This window comes from Bradyrhizobium sp. 27S5, from assembly GCF_037217225.1.
Classification (GTDB): domain Bacteria; phylum Pseudomonadota; class Alphaproteobacteria; order Rhizobiales; family Xanthobacteraceae; genus Bradyrhizobium; species Bradyrhizobium septentrionale.
This window is the reverse complement of the sequence record NZ_CP147714.1, coordinates 5,601,777-5,617,699: the sequence shown is the minus strand read 5'-3', so window position 1 is coordinate 5,617,699 and position 15,923 is coordinate 5,601,777. Positions and strand designations below refer to the sequence as shown.

Here is a 15,923-nt window from a genome sequence, read left to right as displayed (position 1 = left end):
CCGGCTCACGCTCTAGCGCGCGACGTTAAGCGTGTCGTCGCGCCAAGCGCAAGCCGGGGAGCACTACCGGATTTGCATGCCCTATGGGCGTAAAGGCCCAAGGCCAGGTCATAAGGCCAGGTCATCAAGGCTAGGTCGTAAGGCTGCGGCTAAAGACCTAGGCCGTCGCCACAATGCCTTCCGAAACCGGGCGGAAATTCGCAAAATCCCAGCCGCGGCCGGGTGCGGCATCAAGTAGCGCGCGGGTATAGGCCTGCTGCGGATTGGTCAACACCTCGGCCGCTGGTCCCTGTTCCACGACGCGGCCGCGCTGCATCACGGCGACGTCGTCGCAGATTTGCGCGGCGACGCGCAGATCATGCGTGATGAACAACAGTGCGATGCCCAGACGCTGCTGGATTTCGTCAAGCAGGTTCAAAACCTGCGCCTGCACCGAGACGTCGAGTGCGGACACGGCTTCATCCGCCACCAGAACGTCGGGGTCGAGCGCCAGTGCGCGCGCGATCGCGATGCGCTGGCGCTGGCCGCCGGAGAACTGGTGCGGGTAGCGTGAGATCGCGTCGGGCGGCAAATGGACCAGCTCCAGCAGTTCGCGGGCTCGCGCCAGCGCGTCCTTGCGCGGCATGCCGTAATTGATCGGGCCCTCCGCAATGCTCTCGCCGACGGTGACGCGCGGATTGAGCGAGCGGTAGGGGTCCTGGAAGATGATCTGGATCTTCTGGCGATGCGGCTGCAACAGCCGCCGCGACAGATCCGAGATCTCGCGGCCGGCGAGGCGCACGCCGCCAGAGGTCGGATCGATCAGGCGGACGATGCAGCGCGCGACCGTCGACTTGCCGGAGCCGCTCTCGCCGACGATGCCGAGCGTGCGGCCCTTGCGCAGTGTGAGCGTGACGTTGCTGGCGGCCGCGACTTCACGGGCTTTGCCGTACAGCGACCGCTCCCGGTAGACCTTGCTGAGCTCGTTGGCCTCCAGCACCACCGGCTCCTTCGTCTCCGGGCGCGGCGCGCGCGGCACGAGGCTCGGCACTGCGGACAGCAGGTTGCGGGTGTACTCCATCTTCGGATTGCGCAGCACGCCCTCGAGCGAGCCGGTCTCGACCAGCCGGCCGTGCCGCATCACCGACACGCGATCGGCGATCTCGGCCACCACGCCCATGTCGTGGGTGATGAACAGCACCGCAGTGCCGTGATCGCGCTGCAGGTCGCGGATCAGGGTGAGGATCTGCTTCTGCGTGGTGACGTCGAGCGCGGTGGTCGGCTCGTCCGCGATCAGGAGCTTCGGTTCCAGCACCAGCGCCATCGCGATCATGATGCGCTGGCGCTGTCCGCCCGACAGGCGGTGCGGGTAGGAGGAGAAGATGCGCTCTACGTCCGGCAGCCGCACATGCTCCATCATTGCCAAAATCTTCTGGCGCCGCGCGCGGGCGTCGAGATCGGTATGGGCGCGCAGCACCTCGTCGATCTGGCGCCCGACCGGCACCACCGGGTTGAGCGCGGTCATCGGCTCCTGGAAGATCATCGCCATCCTCGTGGCGCGAAGCTGGCGCAGCCGCCGGTCGCTGGCGGTGAGCAGTTCCTCGCCGACCAGTTTGACGCTGCCGCCCGAGGGCACCAGCGTGCCCTTCTGCAGCAGACCCATCACGGTGAGCGAGGTTACCGACTTGCCCGAGCCGCTTTCGCCGACCAGGCAGAGCGTCTCGCCTTCGTGCACCTGCAGCGAGAGATCGTCGATGATGCGGTGCGCGTCCGCCTTGCGGCCGAGGCCGACGACGAGGTTGTTGATGTCGAGGACGACGTTGGTCATGTCAGGCTGGTTCCACCGGCGTTGCGAGTGATAGCGACAGGTTTCGTCTTGCGTCATTCCGGGATGGTGCGCCAGCACCAGACCCGGAATCTCGAGATCCCGGGTTCGGTGCTTCGCACCGCCCCGGGATGACGGCTTCAATTGGCATTGAAGCCGTCACTTGCCCTCACGCTGTTTCATGCGGGGATCGAGCGCGTCGCGGGCGGCGTCGCCGATCAGGTTGATGCTGAGAATGGCGATCGAGAGCAACAGCCCCGGCCAGAAGATCAGCGACGGCTTGACCTGGAAGTAGGCGCGGCCCTCGGCCATGATGTTGCCCCAGGTCGGCGTTTCCGGCGAGATGCCGGCGCCGAGGAACGACAGGATCGCCTCGGTCAGGATCGCGGATGCACAGACATAAGTGCCTTGCACGATCAGCGGCGCGATCGTGTTCGGCATCAAATGCCGCCACATGATCTTGGGCAGGCTGGAGCCGAGCGAGATCGCGGCCTCGACATAGGGCTCTTCGCGTGCGGTCAGCACCACCGCGCGCACCAGCCGCGCCACGCGCGGGATCTCGGGGATGGTGATCGCGATCATCACGGTCCAGATGCTGGCGCCCGACAGCGACACCACGGCGATCGCGAGCAGGATGGCGGGGATCGCCATCAAGCCATCCATCACGCGCATCATCACCGCATCGACCCAGCGGAAGAAGCCGGCGACGAGGCCGATCAGCAGCCCGACGGCGATCGAGCAGACGGCGGCACCGAGCCCGATCACCAGCGAGATCCGCGCGCCATAGATGACGCGCGACAACAGGTCGCGTCCATAGGCGTCGGTGCCGAGCAGGTATTGCGCGCTCGACGGCTTCAGCCGCTGCGACGGCGTCAGCAGCAGCGGATCGTGCGGCGCGAGCAGCGGCGCGAAGATCGCCATCAGGATGATGAGGGCGAGGCAGATCGTCGCAACCGCGATGATCGGCGTCGAGGTGAGGAAGCCGAGCTTGACGCGGAACGGCCGGGTGACGGGGATAGTGGATTCGGGAAGGGTTTCGATCGCCATTGCTCAGTACCGGATACGAGGATCGAGCAGGGTGTAGGCGAGGTCGATCAACAGATTGACCGCGACATAGATACCCGACGTCAGAAGGATCATCGCCTGGATCACCGGATAATCGCGCGCCAGCACCGCATCGACGGTGAGGCGGCCGATGCCGGGCAGGTTGAACACGCTCTCGGTGACCACGACGCCGGAGATCAGGAGCGCGAAGCCGGAACCGATCACGGTGATGACCGGAACCGCGGCGTTGCGCAGCGCATGGCGCAGCAGCACGCCGGTCTCGCCGATACCCTTGGCGCGTGCCGTGCGCACGTAATCCTCACCCAGCACATCGAGCATCGAGGCCCGCGTCATACGCGCGATCAGCGCGACATAGATGAAGGAGAGCGTACAGGTTGGCAGGATGATGCGCTCGAAGAACGGACCGAAGCCGGCCGAGATGCTCTTGAAGCCCTGCACCGGCACCCAGCGCAGATCGATCGCAAAGATCTGGATCAGCACATAGCCGATCACGAACACCGGCACCGAGAAGCCAAGCACCGAGAGCCCCATCACGAAGCGATCGATCCAGGTGCCGTGCTTCCACGCCGCGATCACGCCGAGCGGCACCGCGACCAGGATCGAGAGGATGATGGTGGCGAGCGCGACCGAGATCGAGGGCTCGAGGCGCGGGCCGATCATCTCGAGGATCGGCTTGTTCGAGATCAAGGAGACGCCGAGGTCGCCATGCAGCAGTCTGGCGACCCAGGTGTAGAACTGGATGTAGATCGGCTCGTTGAGACCAAGCGAGGTCCTGATGCGTTCGAGCTGTTCCGGCGTCGCATTGTCGCCGGCGAGAATTGCGGCGGGGTCGCCCGGCGTCAGCCGCAGCAACAGGAACACGAACAGGGCCACCACGCCCATCACGGGTACGGCGGCGAGGATGCGGCGGATGAGATAGCCGATCATCGCTGCTATCTCCTGCCGTCAGACGGTGTGAAGCGAAGGCTGGGCCGCATCATACTCATGGTGTCCCCGTGATGTGTCTCATGCGCTTCTGCGTCTTCTCTCAAAGCTAGCGCGAAAGTGATGAATTTGCAGGCAAATACTGTGCCAATGGCGACGCTATATCAAGGCGCGGTTCGGGCTGTTGGAAGCCTCCCTTGGTCTGAAGCTGCTATTTCGAATTGCACATTTCGTCACGCGCCACCGATCTGAAACCACAAGTCGATTCACGCTCTCATCGCGCCGCACCAGTTGGCGACGAACAATGCGATGCTCTGCGTTGTCTTGCGAAGGCTGTCGAGCTCGACGCGTTCGTTGAACGCATGCGGGCCGATACCGTAAGGACCGTAGCAAAGGGCAGGGATGCCGTAGTCGACGCAATAGTAGCGGGTGTCGTTGACGGCGGTAGACAGGCGCTCGTGCATTGGAGCCTGGAAGACGGAGTGATGGGCGGCAGACAGAGCTGCTTCCGCTTCGCTGCCAGGCTCGCACACCGCCGGGTCCGCCTGAAAACCACTCCACACGAGCTCAGCCGGATTGTCGGACAGGAAGTCGTCGGCCTTGTGCGCCTCGGCCAGGCATTCCTCGATGCCACGCATCGCCTCTCGCGGTGTCTCGCCCGGCAGCAGACCGAGCCGGCAATCCAGCTCGCACCACGCCGCGGTCGAACTGGCCCAATCGCCGCCTTTGATGATCCCGACGTTGAACTTGATCGGATTCTTGACGGTGCGGAACCAGCTGTTGTCGAGCGCCCGGGCATTGAGCGTTTTGGTGTAATCCTGGAACACGCGCACCAGATGCATCGCCGACAGGATGGCGCTCGTACCCGCCTCGGAATAGGCGACATGCACCGGCGTGCCGCGCACGCGCAGGCGAAACCAGATGGCGCCGACCTGGGCGCGCGTCAGCGTGTGTCCGGTCGGTTCGGGAATGAGGCAGGCGTCGGCGCGATAGCCGCGCATCAGAGTGGACAATGCGCCGTTGCCGGTGCTCTCTTCCTCGGTCACGGTCTGCAGATGGACGCGCCCGCCCGGGGCATAGCCGGCGTCTCTGATAGCATCGAGCGCGAAGATCATTGCCGAGACACCGGCCTTCATGTCTTGCGCGCCACGCCCGAACATCCAGCCGTCGCGCACGGCGCCTGCGAACGGCGGCTGGTCCCAGAGGTCAGCGGGCCCCTCCGGCACCACGTCGATATGACCTTGCAAGATCAGGCTGCGCCCGCTGCCTTTGCTGTTCTTCGTCGCAACAACCTGCTGCGATCCGGCAAGATCGATGCCGTCCATTGGCGCAGCCTTCGGATGGCTCATCAGATTGACGTCCGCAAGGCTGAACACATCGACGTCGTAGCGGCGCTTTGCGAACTGCTCGGCCAGCCAAAGTTGTTGCGGCGCCTCCTGTCCGCGCAAGCTGCGGAACTGCACCATGCTTGACAGGAACGCGATCTGATCGTCGAAGTTTCGATCGACGGCCGCGCACAGCTCTGCGGCAATCTGATCAGGCTTGGTCAACGTCTCAGTTGTCATGTCGCGCCTTTCGTGGAGCCCTGTGCAGAAGGCTGAGCGTTGACTGTTTTGGAAAGACGGCGCACGGAGTTGGCGCAATGTCATGCGTGCCCGCCACCCCAATGCGCATTGTCCCCTCTCGCGATGAAGCGCTTTTTCCCATTGTGACGCTAGTTCCTATCACGCGGTGTTTCTCAGCGAATTCCGACTTCGGCACTGGCAAATACGCTCATATTCTTCCTCTTCGGCCGGATAATTAGGGGAAAGCTGCGTGTGTGGTCTCGGTCGTATCGACCTGCGACGGCACCATTGAAGGCGTGTCGAGGTCGCTCCAATCATCGATCGCCCCTGCTACCATCTGCGCCGTCGCGGCCGAGAGCGTCCAGCCGAGATGACCGTGGCCCGTATTGTAAAACACGCCCGGAATCCGTCCGGCGCGAACCACCGGCATCATGTTCGGCATCATCGGGCGCAGGCCCGCCCATGGCACGATCTTCGAGGTGTCGATCCCGGGGAAATGAAGTCGCACCCAGTCCACCAGCGGCTGGATCCGGTCGGCGCGAATGTCGCGGTTGAAGCCGTTGAACTCGGCGGTGCCGGCGACGCGGAAGCGGTCGGCGCCGAGCCGGCTGGTGACGATTTTCGCAGCTTCATCGAGCAGGCTGACGGTCGGCGCAGCGTCCCGGCTCTGCGGCGCATCGAGTTGCACCGTGATCGAATATCCCTTCACCGGATAGACGTTGACGCGGTCGTTGAGCATGCCAGCGAAGTGACGGCTCGCCACCCCGGCGCAGATGACCAAACCGTCCGCCTGTAACTCATGCCGCGTCGCGACGTCAGCGTCGTGCGAAGCGGCTTCGTTCCAACTGACCCGGAAGCCGTCGTCGCCGCGCGCGATCGCATCGACATCGGCTTCGTGGATGAAGGCCGCGCCGCGGCGGATGCAGGCGTCGGCAAGCCCGCGGGTGAACTTGTGGATATCGCCGGTCGCGTCCGACGGCGTGAAGAAGCCGCCATAGCAGGCCGTCTGCAGCGCGGGTTCGATGGTGCGGATTTCGTCCGCCGTCACCGGCCGGCGGTCGAGCCCGCCTTGCTGCAGCAGTGTGTTGACCCGCAGGCCCGCTTCGAAGCCGGCCTTGTCGTGATAGACGTGCAGGATGCCGCGGCGTTCGAGATCGAAGGCGATGTTCTCGCGCTGCGCGATCGAGAACAAATGCTTGCGCGCTTCGATTGCGAGCCGCGTGGTCTCGATGGTGTTGCTGCGATAGCGGCCGATGTGGCCGACGAACTCTCCGATCCAGGAATATTTGTGCCAGCTCGGCTTCGGGTTCATCAGCAGCGGCGCGTCGCTCCTGAGCATCCAGCGCAGACCCTTGAGGATGGTTGCGGCGCTGTTCCAGACTTCCGCGTTGCTGGCGGAAAGCTGCCCGCCATTGGCGAACGAGGTTTCCATCGCGGCGTAGCGATGCCTGTCGAGGACAGTCACCCGGTAGCCGCGTTCGAGCAGGGCATAGGCCGTCGTCACGCCGGTGATGCCGGCGCCAATGATCGCAATGTGAGGCATGATGGCCTTCAGGCTCCCGTGGGTTAGAGTCGCCGAACCACCGGTGAAACCGGCGTCGGCGCCCCATCTGTCACGGTACCTGAGAGCTTGATCCGCATCGGGCCGAGGCCCAATAGCGAACTATCCCCTTCGGTGGACGTCATGGCCCTTGATGTGCGGCCATGTCCGTCTCTCTCCAGATCGTCCTGACGATACAGTCCTTTTGCCTGAGAGTTTCCGGGGCGGTTGCTCCGTCGGCGCCGAAGCCAACAACACGCATGTTGTTGCTCCGATCTCTCCCGCATCGTCGTGTTGGACGGCCGGACCGTAGGCGAAGCCTGAAAATTGGACAAGGCTAAATTTCGATCCGGCAGTGCCAACGTGTTGTGCAGTGCAAATCGATGTCAGTCCAGCGTCGCCAGCAGTGCCGCCATCAGGCGGCCGCGTTCGGCGAGGCTGTCGACCTCGATATGTTCGTTGAGCGTATGCGCGTCTGCGCCGCGAACGCCGAGGCCGTCGAGCGTGGGGATACCCATCGCGCCGGTGAAGTTGCCGTCCGAGCCGCCGCCGGCGCTGCCATGCGGCAGATCGAGGCCCATCGCCGCCGCGAGGCCCTTTGCCTTTTCATAGAGCGCCATGGTGCCGGCATCCGGCTCCCACACCGGGCGGGTGACGCCGCGCGTCACCTTGAATGTCACGTCGTTGGCGGTGCCGGACAGCGCCAGCATGCGCTCGACGCCGCGGTCGAGATCGGCCTGGCGCTTGGCCATGCTGAGCGCTTCGCCGGTGCAGGTCGTCGCAACGCAATTGACCCATTGGCCGCCATGCACGATGCCGACCGAGAACGTGCAGTCCTCGGTGGTCATGCCGTCGATGGCGATGATCTGCCGGGCCATCTCGCGGATCGCGGAGCGGCCCGACGACAGCGTCGCGCCGGCGTGGCTCGGCTTGCCTGTTGCTTCCAGATTGAAGCGCGCGATCGCGTAGCGACCGGTGACGACGCCGTTGTTCGGACGGCCGGGCTCCGGCACCAGCACATATTTGTTGCGCGCGGCTTCCGCCTCGATGATGTCGCGCGTCGACGGCGTGCCGACCTCTTCATCGGGGGTGAACAGCACCGTGATCGGCAGCGGTGTCGTGAAGGCCGCGCGCGCCAATTGCCTGATCGCCTCGATCGACAGGTAGTTGCCGCCCTTCATGTCGAAGATGCCGGGCCCGAAACATTTGTTGCCTTCGCGCCGCCACTTCAGCTTCTCGATGGTGCCGACCGGGTGCACGGTGTCCAGATGGCCGGCGATCAGGATGCCGGGCTGGCCTTGCTTCGGATGGGGAAAACGGGCGCGGACGCAGCCGGCAAAGCCCTGGCGACCGGCGATGCGCTCGATCGTCGCACCCATGATCGCCATCTCGCGTGCGGCAAGGTCGAGCATGCGTTCGACTGCCGCCGAATCCCAGGTCGGGCTCTCGCACTCCACCCAGCCGCGCAGGCCCTGCAGCATTGTTTCGGAATCAAAGGGAAGATTGGCTGGGTTCATCGTTTTTCTCTCTTGTTGTTTTGATCGCGCCGGCATCGCGCGCGCGTTACGAAAATCTCAGCCGACGAACTTGTAAAGCCAAAATCTGGCGCGCGGCCTCATTCGTTTGTGTACGTCCGATCCCGCCCGAAACCGATTGACGCGCATTGCGCTTGGTGCAAGTCTCGATTTCACAAGCCATACAGCATGTTAGTTCGCCTAAATAACGAACCTCATGCATAACGAATAAGCCGGCTTTGACCAGTTTCACGTCAGGAGAGATTTCATGTTCCCTATCTCGCGTTGGAAGCACCGCACGCTTGCGGCTGCGTTGACGGCGCTTGCACTGTCGTTCGCGCCGCAGGAATTGTCATTTGCACCGCAGGCGATGGCTGCGGGCAAGACCATCACCGCGGTGATGCACTCGGATCTGCGTGTCATCGATCCGATCATGACCACCGCCTACATCACCCGCGATCATGGTTATATGGTCTATGACACGCTGCTGGCGACGGATTCCAACTTCAAGATCCAGCCGCAGATGGCGGACTGGAAGGTTTCCGACGACAAGCTGACCTACACGTTCACGCTGCGCGACGGTCTGAAGTGGCATGACGGTGCGCCGGTTACCGCGGAAGACTGCGTCGCCTCGCTGCAGCGCTGGGGCAAGGTCGACGGCATGGGCCAGAAGCTGATGGACTTCGTCGCGAGCCTGGAGGCGACCGACGCCAAGACCATCACGCTGAAGCTGAAGGAGCCTTACGGCCTCGTGCTCGAATCGATCGGCAAGCCGTCGTCGCGCGTGCCGTTCATGATGCCGAAGCGTCTCGCCGAGACGCCGCCGGACAAGCCGATCCCGGAACAGATCGGCTCCGGACCGTTCAAATTCGTGCAGGCGGAATTCCAGCCTGGCGTGAAGGCGGTGTACGAGAAGAACAAGGACTACGTGCCGCGCAAGGAGCCGGCGAGCTGGACCGCAGGCGGCAAGGTCGTCAAGGTCGACCGCGTCGAGTGGGTCACGATGGCTGACGCGCAGACCGCGGTGAACGCGCTGCAGTCCGGCGACATCGATTTCATGGAGAACCTCCCGTTCGACATGCTGCCGGTGCTCGAAGCCAATCCGGATCTCAAGATCGACGTCCTGAACAAGTTCGGCTTCCAGACCCTTGGTCGCATGAACTTCCTCTATCCGCCGTTCGACAATCCGAAGGTGCGCCGCGCCGCGTTCCTGGCGATGAACCAGAAGGACGTGCTCGACGCGCTGGTCGGCAATGCCAAGTACCAGAAGATTTGCGGCGCTTTCTTCGTCTGCGGCACGCCGCTGGAGACCGACGTCGGTGCCGAAACGCTGGTGAAGGGCAGCGGCATGGCGGAAGCCAAGAAGGCGCTTGCCGCGTCCGGCTATGACGGCACGCCCGTCGTGATCATGGGGCCGGGCGATGTGACCACGCTGAAGGCCCAGCCGATCGTCGTGGCGCAGCAGTTGCGCGATGCCGGCTTCAAGGTGGATTTCCAGGCCACCGATTGGCAGACCGTCGTGACCCGCCGCGCCAGCCAGAAGTCGCCGAAGGAAGGCGGCTGGAACATGTTCTTCACCAACTGGGTCGCAGCCGACGTCGCCGATCCGATCGTCAACGCGTCGATCACCGGCCGTGGCAAGAACGGCGGCTGGTTCGGCTGGGCCGAGGATCCGAAGATCGAGGAGCTGCGCGACAAGTTCGCGCGCGCTGGCTCGGCCGAGGAAAAGAAGAAGATCGCCGCTGACATCCAGACCGAGGCCTACGATCAGGTGATCTACATTCCGCTCGGCCAGTACACGGTTCCGAGTGCCTGGCGGAAGTCGTTGACCGGTGTGCTCGACGGTCCGGCGACGCCGATCTTCTGGAATATCGACAAGTCCGAGTAGGCTTGCGGTCTTACTCACGACGAATGGCCGGGCGTTGTCCCGGCCATTTTCGTTTGAGCTGTCGCCTCTAGAGCTTCGGTTCTGATTGAATCAGAACCGAAGCTCTAGTTTCTTGTTTGACGCGTTTTCTTCACGCGAACCGGTGCCCACTTCGCTCGAAAACGCTCTAATGTGAGTGACCCGATTTCGCGGCGCTCGCGCTCGACAGGCTGGAGAGCTGTGTCGGCCCGACCGCCGCGCCGTTGATCCAGACCGCCGTTCCTGCGGCGAGTGCCAGCAATCCGTACAGCATGATCGCGCCACGAATCCATCGCCGGTAGATCACGCGCTCGTTGGGCGTCGCGTCGCGGAATTTCTGGGCATTGAGCCCGTTGCTGCAATGGGCCGCGTCGTCGCCATGCTCGAGAATGGAGGCGCCTTGATCGCGCGCCCTGTCGCCAGCAATCCGATTGCAGTTTGCAATCTCCATCACCGATCTCCGACCAAAATCGATTTCGAAATGCGACGGCCGCGAAATATGCGGCCGGAATTTCCAATGCGCCAAGACAACGCGCCAAGACGACGCATCACGACTACGACACGCCGCGATCCCGGCTTGTGAGCCGCGCCACAGCCCGGAAACACGATCAAGTGATGCGAGCATCGTGATACCGCGCGTGCCCGCCGAGGCCGCGGGCGCGCGCGTGGCATGCCAACGCGTTTGGCGATGTCTTAAGGTTCCCGTCAGAATCGCGTCGTAACCTGACCGCCAGCTTGTGTACCGACCGCGACGGGTTCATGGCCGACGACGAAAGCAGGCCCGCGCCAGCCGGCGGGCAACAGCCGATGCCGACCGATGAGCGGCGTGGCGGCTCCCGTCGCCGCGTCCTCAAATCAGGGGCGATCGAGTTCGGCAATGAAGCGATATCCTGCACGGTCCGAAATCTTTCTCCGCAGGGGGCCTGCATCGAAGTCAATTCGCCGCTGTGGTTTCCCGACCGCTTCGTCCTCGCCGTCGACGGCCAGCGGCACACCTGCCGGGTGATCTGGAAGAAGGAGCGGCGGATCGGTCTGGGGTTTGCGTAAGGCTCGGCTTGCCGAGCCGTAACTCGCGGCAACCGCATCGCCTTCGCCTGGCTGGCTGTCGCGCCGACGCTACTCATTTCGCGAGCGAAGGCTGGTGCGGGCGGTGGGAGTCGAACCCACACGACGTTGCCATCGAGGGATTTTAAGTCCCTTGCGTCTACCAGTTCCGCCACGTCCGCATTGCGCCAGGCGCGCCGATTTCTAGCGCGTTTGAGCGCGAAGTGGAATTGTCATTATCCGGTGCTAACAGGTGCGGTTTCAAAGACTTAAACAGTGGCCAGCAATTCCATTTGCTTCGGCCGCCCCGCATTGGGATAAGCAGCGCGCCGCCGCGATTGAGCCTCAATCCGGACACCGGCGGCTGCTTTAGGCAATCTCAACACTGTCTGATTAAGAAAGCCGAATGTCTGTTCGTTTCCCACGCCGCTCAAAGCTGTCGCGCGCGGCGGCCGTCATTGTGCTGCTTGCCTCGGCCGCGGGCGTTTCCGGCTGCGCACAGATCGGCGACACCATGTCGCCGGCGTTCGCCGATCCCGCCAAATACGACCTTTATGATTGCAAGCAGCTTGAGACCGAGCGCAAGAACCTCGCGACCCGCGCGGCCGATCAGGAGAAGCTGATGGCCAAGGCGGAGACCGGCGTCGGCGGTACCGTGGTCTCCGAGATGGTCTATCGTAACGAGCTGATCTCGATCCACGCCCAGCAGAAGCTTGCCGATCAGGCCTGGCGCAGCAACAAGTGCCATGAAAGCCCGCCGGACGAGACCGCTGCGGCCGCAGCGCCCGCCGCGCCGGCGGCAGCCGCGAAGGGGGCACGCGCCCCGCGGGGCGTCGTCCACTAAACTCAGCGCGTTCGAGCGAAGCCGATCGCTGTTCGCGCGCGTTCAGCTGATGGCTCAAACGCGCCAGTCGTAGATCCAGTCCTGTCGCGCCAGCATGCGCTCTGGACCGATGGCGCGGATCGCGAGATCGCGCGCGATCGCGAGCGGCCCGCGCAGGTGATAGATGCGGCCCTGCTGCCGGGCCAGGCGCTGGACCTTCAGTACGCGCCTGCGCCGCATCTCGGCGTAGCGCTTCAGCGCGGCGGGAATGCCTGAGGTGTTTTCCCCGGTGCAGTCGCCGAGCGCCTTGGCGAGGACGGCGGCATCCTCGATTGCCATGCCGGCGCCCTGTGCGGCGAACGGCAACATCGCATGCGCGGCATCGCCGAGCAGCGTCACCGCGCCTTCGCTCCAGCGGCCGATGTCGGGCAGGGTGAACAGCGCCCATTTGCGCCAGCCATCGACGGCGCCGATCAGCATCCGCGCAGTCGCTGGCCAGCGCGCCGTGGCGAACGCGCCCTTGATCTCGTTGATGTCGCCGGGCGCGCTCCAGCCCGGCCGGTTCCAGGTGCCTGCGACGATCGCGACCACGTTGATCTGGCGCCCACCCGAGATTGGATAGGCCACGAGATGGGCGTCCGGCCCCATCCAGAGCTGGACGCGCGGCGCGGTGTATTCACGCGGCAGGGCAGTTGCCTCCAGCGTGCCGCGCCAGGCAATCAGGCCGGAGAATTGCGGCTGTATATCCGGAAACAAATGCCCGCGCACGGCGGACCAGATGCCGTCGGCGCCGATCAGCGCAACCGCCAATTCCTCCTGCCGTGCGTTGCCGCGGCGCTGCACCACCGTCAGCCCCTTGGCGTGCTTTGTCACATCCTCGAACTGGCAGCCGAGCCGCAGGTCAATATCGGGGTGGTCGCTGACCGCGGCCTGCAGTGCGGCCTGCAGGTCGGCGCGGTGGATCACCCAATAGGGGGCGCCGGCGCGGAACTCGGCCGCCTGGCCGAGCGGCATCCGCGCGATCTCGCCGCCGGCCCGCGCGCTCAGGATGTTGACGGATTCAGGCGTGACCGCGCGCCGCGCAAGCGGTTCCTTGAGCCCGAGCCCGACCAGGATGCGGCTGGCATTGGGAGAGAGCTGGATGCCGGCGCCGGCTTCCTCGAGCCGCTCGGCCTTCTCCAGCACGACGACGCGAAAGCCTTGTGCCGCCAGTGTCAGCGACGCCGTCAGTCCTCCGATCCCGGCGCCTGCAACGATGACGGTTCGCGTCAGCGCCACGGAGCGGTCAGGCGACCTTGTCTTTCAGCACGCATTCCGGCGGCCGCGCTTCGCCGGCAGCGAGGTCGGACGCGAAGCGATAAAGCGTCGAGCAGTACGGGCAGATGATCTCGCTGTCGTTGCCGAGGTCGAGGAACACGTGCGGGTGGTCGAACGGCGGGTTGGCGCCCACGCACATGAACTCCTGCGATCCGATTTCGATCACCGAGACACCGGCATCGTTATGGAAGTGCGGGACGACGTGGTCGGACATATTCTCACCTTGGTGGCAACGATGGGCAGACGCAATCGACAGCATGCGGCATCGCGAAATGCCGCGCACCATACTGGCGGGAACAGTTGATTCCTAGAGCCCCGACGGCTCATTTGCTCATGCAAATTCGACACAATCTTGTCGTCCCAGAGAAGCCCTTCTTTGGTCGGAGCCGTTGTGTCGCAAAAACGGCACACTATTTCCAAGGCGAACTGAACGAGGCGAATTAAACTTGAGGTTTCAAGCGGAATGAACGGGGTTCGCCTCAGTCTTGCGGTGGCCGGCCTGGCAACGAGCGCTGCCATCGGCGCGGTCATTTGGCCGCATGCCCATGATGCTGGCACGATCCTCGCCGCGCGGGACGATCCCGCCGAGCTCGCTGACCTCAGGATCAATTCCGTGGTGCGCAACAACCCGGCGTTGATTTCGGACAATATCGAGGCGGCACTGGCCGCGGGGGATGCCGACCTTGCGACGAGCTTTGTCGCGCTCGCCGCCGAGAAGGACATCGCGCTCGGCGATGAGCTCACAAGGCGGGTCGACGAGGCGCGCGCCGAGCAATCGTCCACCACGCATTTCGCCAAGGGGTTCGCCACTGGCCTCGTGACCGGCAACGCCGACGATGTCGCAAGCCTGTCCGGCACGGTTGCGGGCGACCTGTTCGTGTTCGGCGATGTCAGGGACGTCGTGCGCGAGGGCAAGCATCTCGTGATGGGCGAGGACACCGACCAGCTGGTGCTTGGGCTTGCGGCCGCCGGGCTCGCGGTGACGGCGGCGACCTATGTGTCGGTCGGCGGCGCCGGGCCGCTGCGCGCCGGGCTGACGCTGGTCAAAGATACGCGCAAGGCGGGACGGCTGAGCGAAGGGCTGATCGAATGGGCCGGGCGTTCGACCCGCGAGGTCGTCGACCAGCCGGCGCTGCGCGAGGCGGTCGCCTCCGGCTCGGTGCTTCGCCCGGCAGAGACCGCAACCGCGATCCGCGCGGCGTTCCGCGCCGAGAAGGCCGGGGCGCTGGTGCGCGTCGCCAAGGACGTCGGACGCGTCGGCGAGGCCGCCGGGATTCGTGCCGCGCGGGACACGCTGAAGGTCGCGGAGAACCCGCAGGAGATTGCGCGTGCGGCCCGCATCGCGGAGGCGAAGGGCGGCCAGACCCGCGCGATCCTGAAGCTGCTCGGCCGCGGCGCGCTGCTGCTCGCGGCCGGCACGTTCAATCTCACCATGTGGCTGTTCGGCGCGCTGCTTGCGCTGTTCGGCTTCCTGTCCTCGATCAAGGCGACCACCGAACGGGCTACCGCGTGGTGGCTCAGGCGGAGCAAGGCGCGGCGCCTGCAGCGGCAGATGTCCGCTCAGGTTGCGCTGGCGGGTTCCGCTGCCCAAGGCTAAGCTCGCGGTCGGCTTTTCGATCGCCAAACCCAATCCCAAAAAAACAACGGAATGGATGATGCCGAGTTTCCATCACGGCGACGTTGAAATTGCCTATATCGACGAAGGCGAGGGCGAGCCGATCGTGCTCGTGCACGGCTTCGCCTCGAGCAAGAACGTCAACTGGATCTATCCGACCTGGGTGTCGGATCTCGTCAAGGCCGGCCGGCGCGTCATCGCGCTCGACAATCGCGGCCACGGCGAATCCGCCAAGCTCTACAATGCCGCGCAGTACGAGATCGCGATCATGGCAAGCGACGTGATCGCGCTGATGGATCATCTTGGGATCGCGCGCGCCGACATCATGGGCTATTCGCTGGGCTCGCGGATGACAGCGATCCTGGCGCTCGAAAATTCCGATCGGGTGCGCTCGGCGATCCTGGGAGGCATCGGCATCGGGCTGATCGAGGGCGGCGGCCCCGGCGAGACCGTAGCCCTCGCGCTGGAGGCGCCGTCGCTCGACGATGTCACCGATCCGGTCGGCCGCACCTTCCGCGCCTTTGCCGATCAGACCCGCTCCGACCGCCGCGCACTCGCCGCCTGCCTGCGCGGCTCGCGCCGGCTGATGACGCGCGAGGAGGCGGCCGGCATCCGCGTGCCGGTTCTGATCGCAGTCGGCAGCAAGGACGAGATCGCCGGCTCAGCGGCGGCGCTCGGCAGGATCATTCCGGGTTCGGAGGTGCTCGACATCCCGAACCGCGATCATATGCGGGCGGTCGGCGACAAGGTCTACAAGAGCGGCGTCATCGACTTCCTGTCGCGGCGAAGATAGCTCGTCGGCTTCG

Annotated in this window: 14 protein-coding genes, 1 tRNA gene and 2 riboswitches; of the genes, 5 read left to right on the top strand and 10 right to left on the bottom strand. The window is 64.6% G+C overall.

The genetic code is table 11. From position 1 onward, the window contains the following. Positions 1-157 precede the first annotated feature (157 nt). The 6 genes from WDM24_RS26500 to WDM24_RS26475 all read right to left on the bottom strand — a co-directional run bounded on the left by WDM24_RS26500 (position 158) and on the right by WDM24_RS26475 (position 8,415). Positions 158-1,807 (bottom strand): ABC transporter ATP-binding protein, encoded by a 1,650-nt coding sequence (locus WDM24_RS26500; RefSeq protein ID WP_338827746.1) that lies wholly within the window; start codon positions 1,805-1,807, stop codon positions 158-160. 156 nt (positions 1,808-1,963) lie between these two features. Continuing rightward, positions 1,964-2,851 (bottom strand): ABC transporter permease, encoded by an 888-nt coding sequence (locus WDM24_RS26495; protein ID WP_338827745.1) that lies wholly within the window; start codon positions 2,849-2,851, stop codon positions 1,964-1,966. Positions 2,852-2,854: 3 nt separating this feature from the next. Beyond that, on the bottom strand, positions 2,855-3,796 hold the full coding sequence (locus tag WDM24_RS26490) for an ABC transporter permease (protein WP_029081540.1): 942 nt from the start codon (positions 3,794-3,796) through the stop codon (positions 2,855-2,857). 263 nt (positions 3,797-4,059) lie between these two features. Continuing rightward, complete coding sequence (locus WDM24_RS26485) at positions 4,060-5,358, bottom strand: ArgE/DapE family deacylase (RefSeq protein WP_338827743.1); 1,299 nt, start codon at positions 5,356-5,358, stop codon at positions 4,060-4,062. A 235-nt stretch (positions 5,359-5,593) separates the two neighbouring features. Continuing rightward, positions 5,594-6,901, bottom strand: coding sequence for a D-amino acid dehydrogenase (locus WDM24_RS26480; protein ID WP_338827741.1), 1,308 nt, complete (start codon positions 6,899-6,901; stop codon positions 5,594-5,596). A 65-nt stretch (positions 6,902-6,966) separates the two neighbouring features. Beyond that, positions 6,967-7,082, bottom strand: a riboswitch (glycine riboswitch). Between the two features lie 3 nt (positions 7,083-7,085). Further along, positions 7,086-7,192, bottom strand: a riboswitch (glycine riboswitch). Positions 7,193-7,284: 92 nt separating this feature from the next. Next, positions 7,285-8,415: a M20/M25/M40 family metallo-hydrolase gene (locus WDM24_RS26475; RefSeq protein WP_338827739.1), complete on the bottom strand. Its 1,131-nt coding sequence runs from the start codon at positions 8,413-8,415 to the stop codon at positions 7,285-7,287. Between the two features lie 265 nt (positions 8,416-8,680). Between WDM24_RS26475 and WDM24_RS26470 the strand changes: the two genes are divergently transcribed. Continuing rightward, the gene (locus WDM24_RS26470; RefSeq protein WP_338827737.1) at positions 8,681-10,300 is read left to right on the top strand and encodes an ABC transporter substrate-binding protein; all 1,620 of its coding nucleotides are present in this window, start codon (positions 8,681-8,683) and stop codon (positions 10,298-10,300) included. 166 nt (positions 10,301-10,466) lie between these two features. Here the strand turns inward: WDM24_RS26470 and WDM24_RS26465 are convergent, their stop codons facing one another. Further along, complete coding sequence (locus WDM24_RS26465) at positions 10,467-10,769, bottom strand: hypothetical protein (RefSeq protein WP_338827735.1); 303 nt, start codon at positions 10,767-10,769, stop codon at positions 10,467-10,469. 308 nt (positions 10,770-11,077) lie between these two features. Here WDM24_RS26465 and WDM24_RS26460 point away from each other — a divergent pair, with 308 nt between their 5' ends. Then, positions 11,078-11,365, top strand: a complete 288-nt coding sequence (locus WDM24_RS26460) for a PilZ domain-containing protein (RefSeq protein WP_338827734.1) — start codon at positions 11,078-11,080, stop codon at positions 11,363-11,365. A 92-nt stretch (positions 11,366-11,457) separates the two neighbouring features. On the opposite strand, the gene WDM24_RS26455 is transcribed toward WDM24_RS26460, so the two are convergent. Beyond that, positions 11,458-11,544, bottom strand: a tRNA-Leu gene (locus tag WDM24_RS26455). Positions 11,545-11,768: 224 nt separating this feature from the next. On the opposite strand from WDM24_RS26455, the gene WDM24_RS26450 reads away from it, so the two are divergent. After that, on the top strand, positions 11,769-12,206 hold the full coding sequence (locus WDM24_RS26450) for a twin-arginine translocation pathway signal (RefSeq protein WP_338827733.1): 438 nt from the start codon (positions 11,769-11,771) through the stop codon (positions 12,204-12,206). A 54-nt stretch (positions 12,207-12,260) separates the two neighbouring features. On the opposite strand, the gene WDM24_RS26445 is transcribed toward WDM24_RS26450, so the two are convergent. Both WDM24_RS26445 and WDM24_RS26440 read right to left on the bottom strand, forming a co-directional pair. After that, positions 12,261-13,463 carry an FAD-dependent monooxygenase gene (locus tag WDM24_RS26445; RefSeq protein ID WP_338827732.1) on the bottom strand — a complete coding sequence of 401 codons (1,203 nt, stop codon included), beginning with the start codon at positions 13,461-13,463 and terminating at the stop codon, positions 12,261-12,263. A 7-nt stretch (positions 13,464-13,470) separates the two neighbouring features. Beyond that, the gene (locus tag WDM24_RS26440; protein ID WP_092115185.1) at positions 13,471-13,716 is read right to left on the bottom strand and encodes a zinc-finger domain-containing protein; all 246 of its coding nucleotides are present in this window, start codon (positions 13,714-13,716) and stop codon (positions 13,471-13,473) included. 249 nt (positions 13,717-13,965) lie between these two features. Here WDM24_RS26440 and WDM24_RS26435 point away from each other — a divergent pair, with 249 nt between their 5' ends. Further along, positions 13,966-15,099: a hypothetical protein gene (locus tag WDM24_RS26435; protein ID WP_338827730.1), complete on the top strand. Its 1,134-nt coding sequence runs from the start codon at positions 13,966-13,968 to the stop codon at positions 15,097-15,099. A gap of 58 nt (positions 15,100-15,157) precedes the next feature. Further along, positions 15,158-15,910: an alpha/beta fold hydrolase gene (locus WDM24_RS26430; protein WP_338827728.1), complete on the top strand. Its 753-nt coding sequence runs from the start codon at positions 15,158-15,160 to the stop codon at positions 15,908-15,910. Positions 15,911-15,923: the final 13 nt, after the last annotated feature.

Bases quoted from the DNA above. Each gene is read 5' to 3' on its own strand.
- WDM24_RS26500 (WP_338827746.1), bottom strand. From the start codon at position 1,807: ATGACCAACGTCGTCCTCGACATCAACAACCTCGTCGTCGGCCTCGGC.
- WDM24_RS26495 (WP_338827745.1), bottom strand. From the start codon at position 2,851: ATGGCGATCGAAACCCTTCCCGAATCCACTATCCCCGTCACCCGGCCG.
- WDM24_RS26490 (WP_029081540.1), bottom strand. From the start codon at position 3,796: ATGATCGGCTATCTCATCCGCCGCATCCTCGCCGCCGTACCCGTGATG.
- WDM24_RS26485 (WP_338827743.1), bottom strand. From the start codon at position 5,358: ATGACAACTGAGACGTTGACCAAGCCTGATCAGATTGCCGCAGAGCTG.
- WDM24_RS26480 (WP_338827741.1), bottom strand. From the start codon at position 6,901: ATGCCTCACATTGCGATCATTGGCGCCGGCATCACCGGCGTGACGACG.
- WDM24_RS26475 (WP_338827739.1), bottom strand. From the start codon at position 8,415: ATGAACCCAGCCAATCTTCCCTTTGATTCCGAAACAATGCTGCAGGGC.
- WDM24_RS26470 (WP_338827737.1), top strand. From the start codon at position 8,681: ATGTTCCCTATCTCGCGTTGGAAGCACCGCACGCTTGCGGCTGCGTTG.
- WDM24_RS26465 (WP_338827735.1), bottom strand. From the start codon at position 10,769: ATGGAGATTGCAAACTGCAATCGGATTGCTGGCGACAGGGCGCGCGAT.
- WDM24_RS26460 (WP_338827734.1), top strand. From the start codon at position 11,078: ATGGCCGACGACGAAAGCAGGCCCGCGCCAGCCGGCGGGCAACAGCCG.
- WDM24_RS26450 (WP_338827733.1), top strand. From the start codon at position 11,769: ATGTCTGTTCGTTTCCCACGCCGCTCAAAGCTGTCGCGCGCGGCGGCC.
- WDM24_RS26440 (WP_092115185.1), bottom strand. From the start codon at position 13,716: ATGTCCGACCACGTCGTCCCGCACTTCCATAACGATGCCGGTGTCTCG.
- WDM24_RS26435 (WP_338827730.1), top strand. From the start codon at position 13,966: ATGAACGGGGTTCGCCTCAGTCTTGCGGTGGCCGGCCTGGCAACGAGC.
- WDM24_RS26430 (WP_338827728.1), top strand. From the start codon at position 15,158: ATGCCGAGTTTCCATCACGGCGACGTTGAAATTGCCTATATCGACGAA.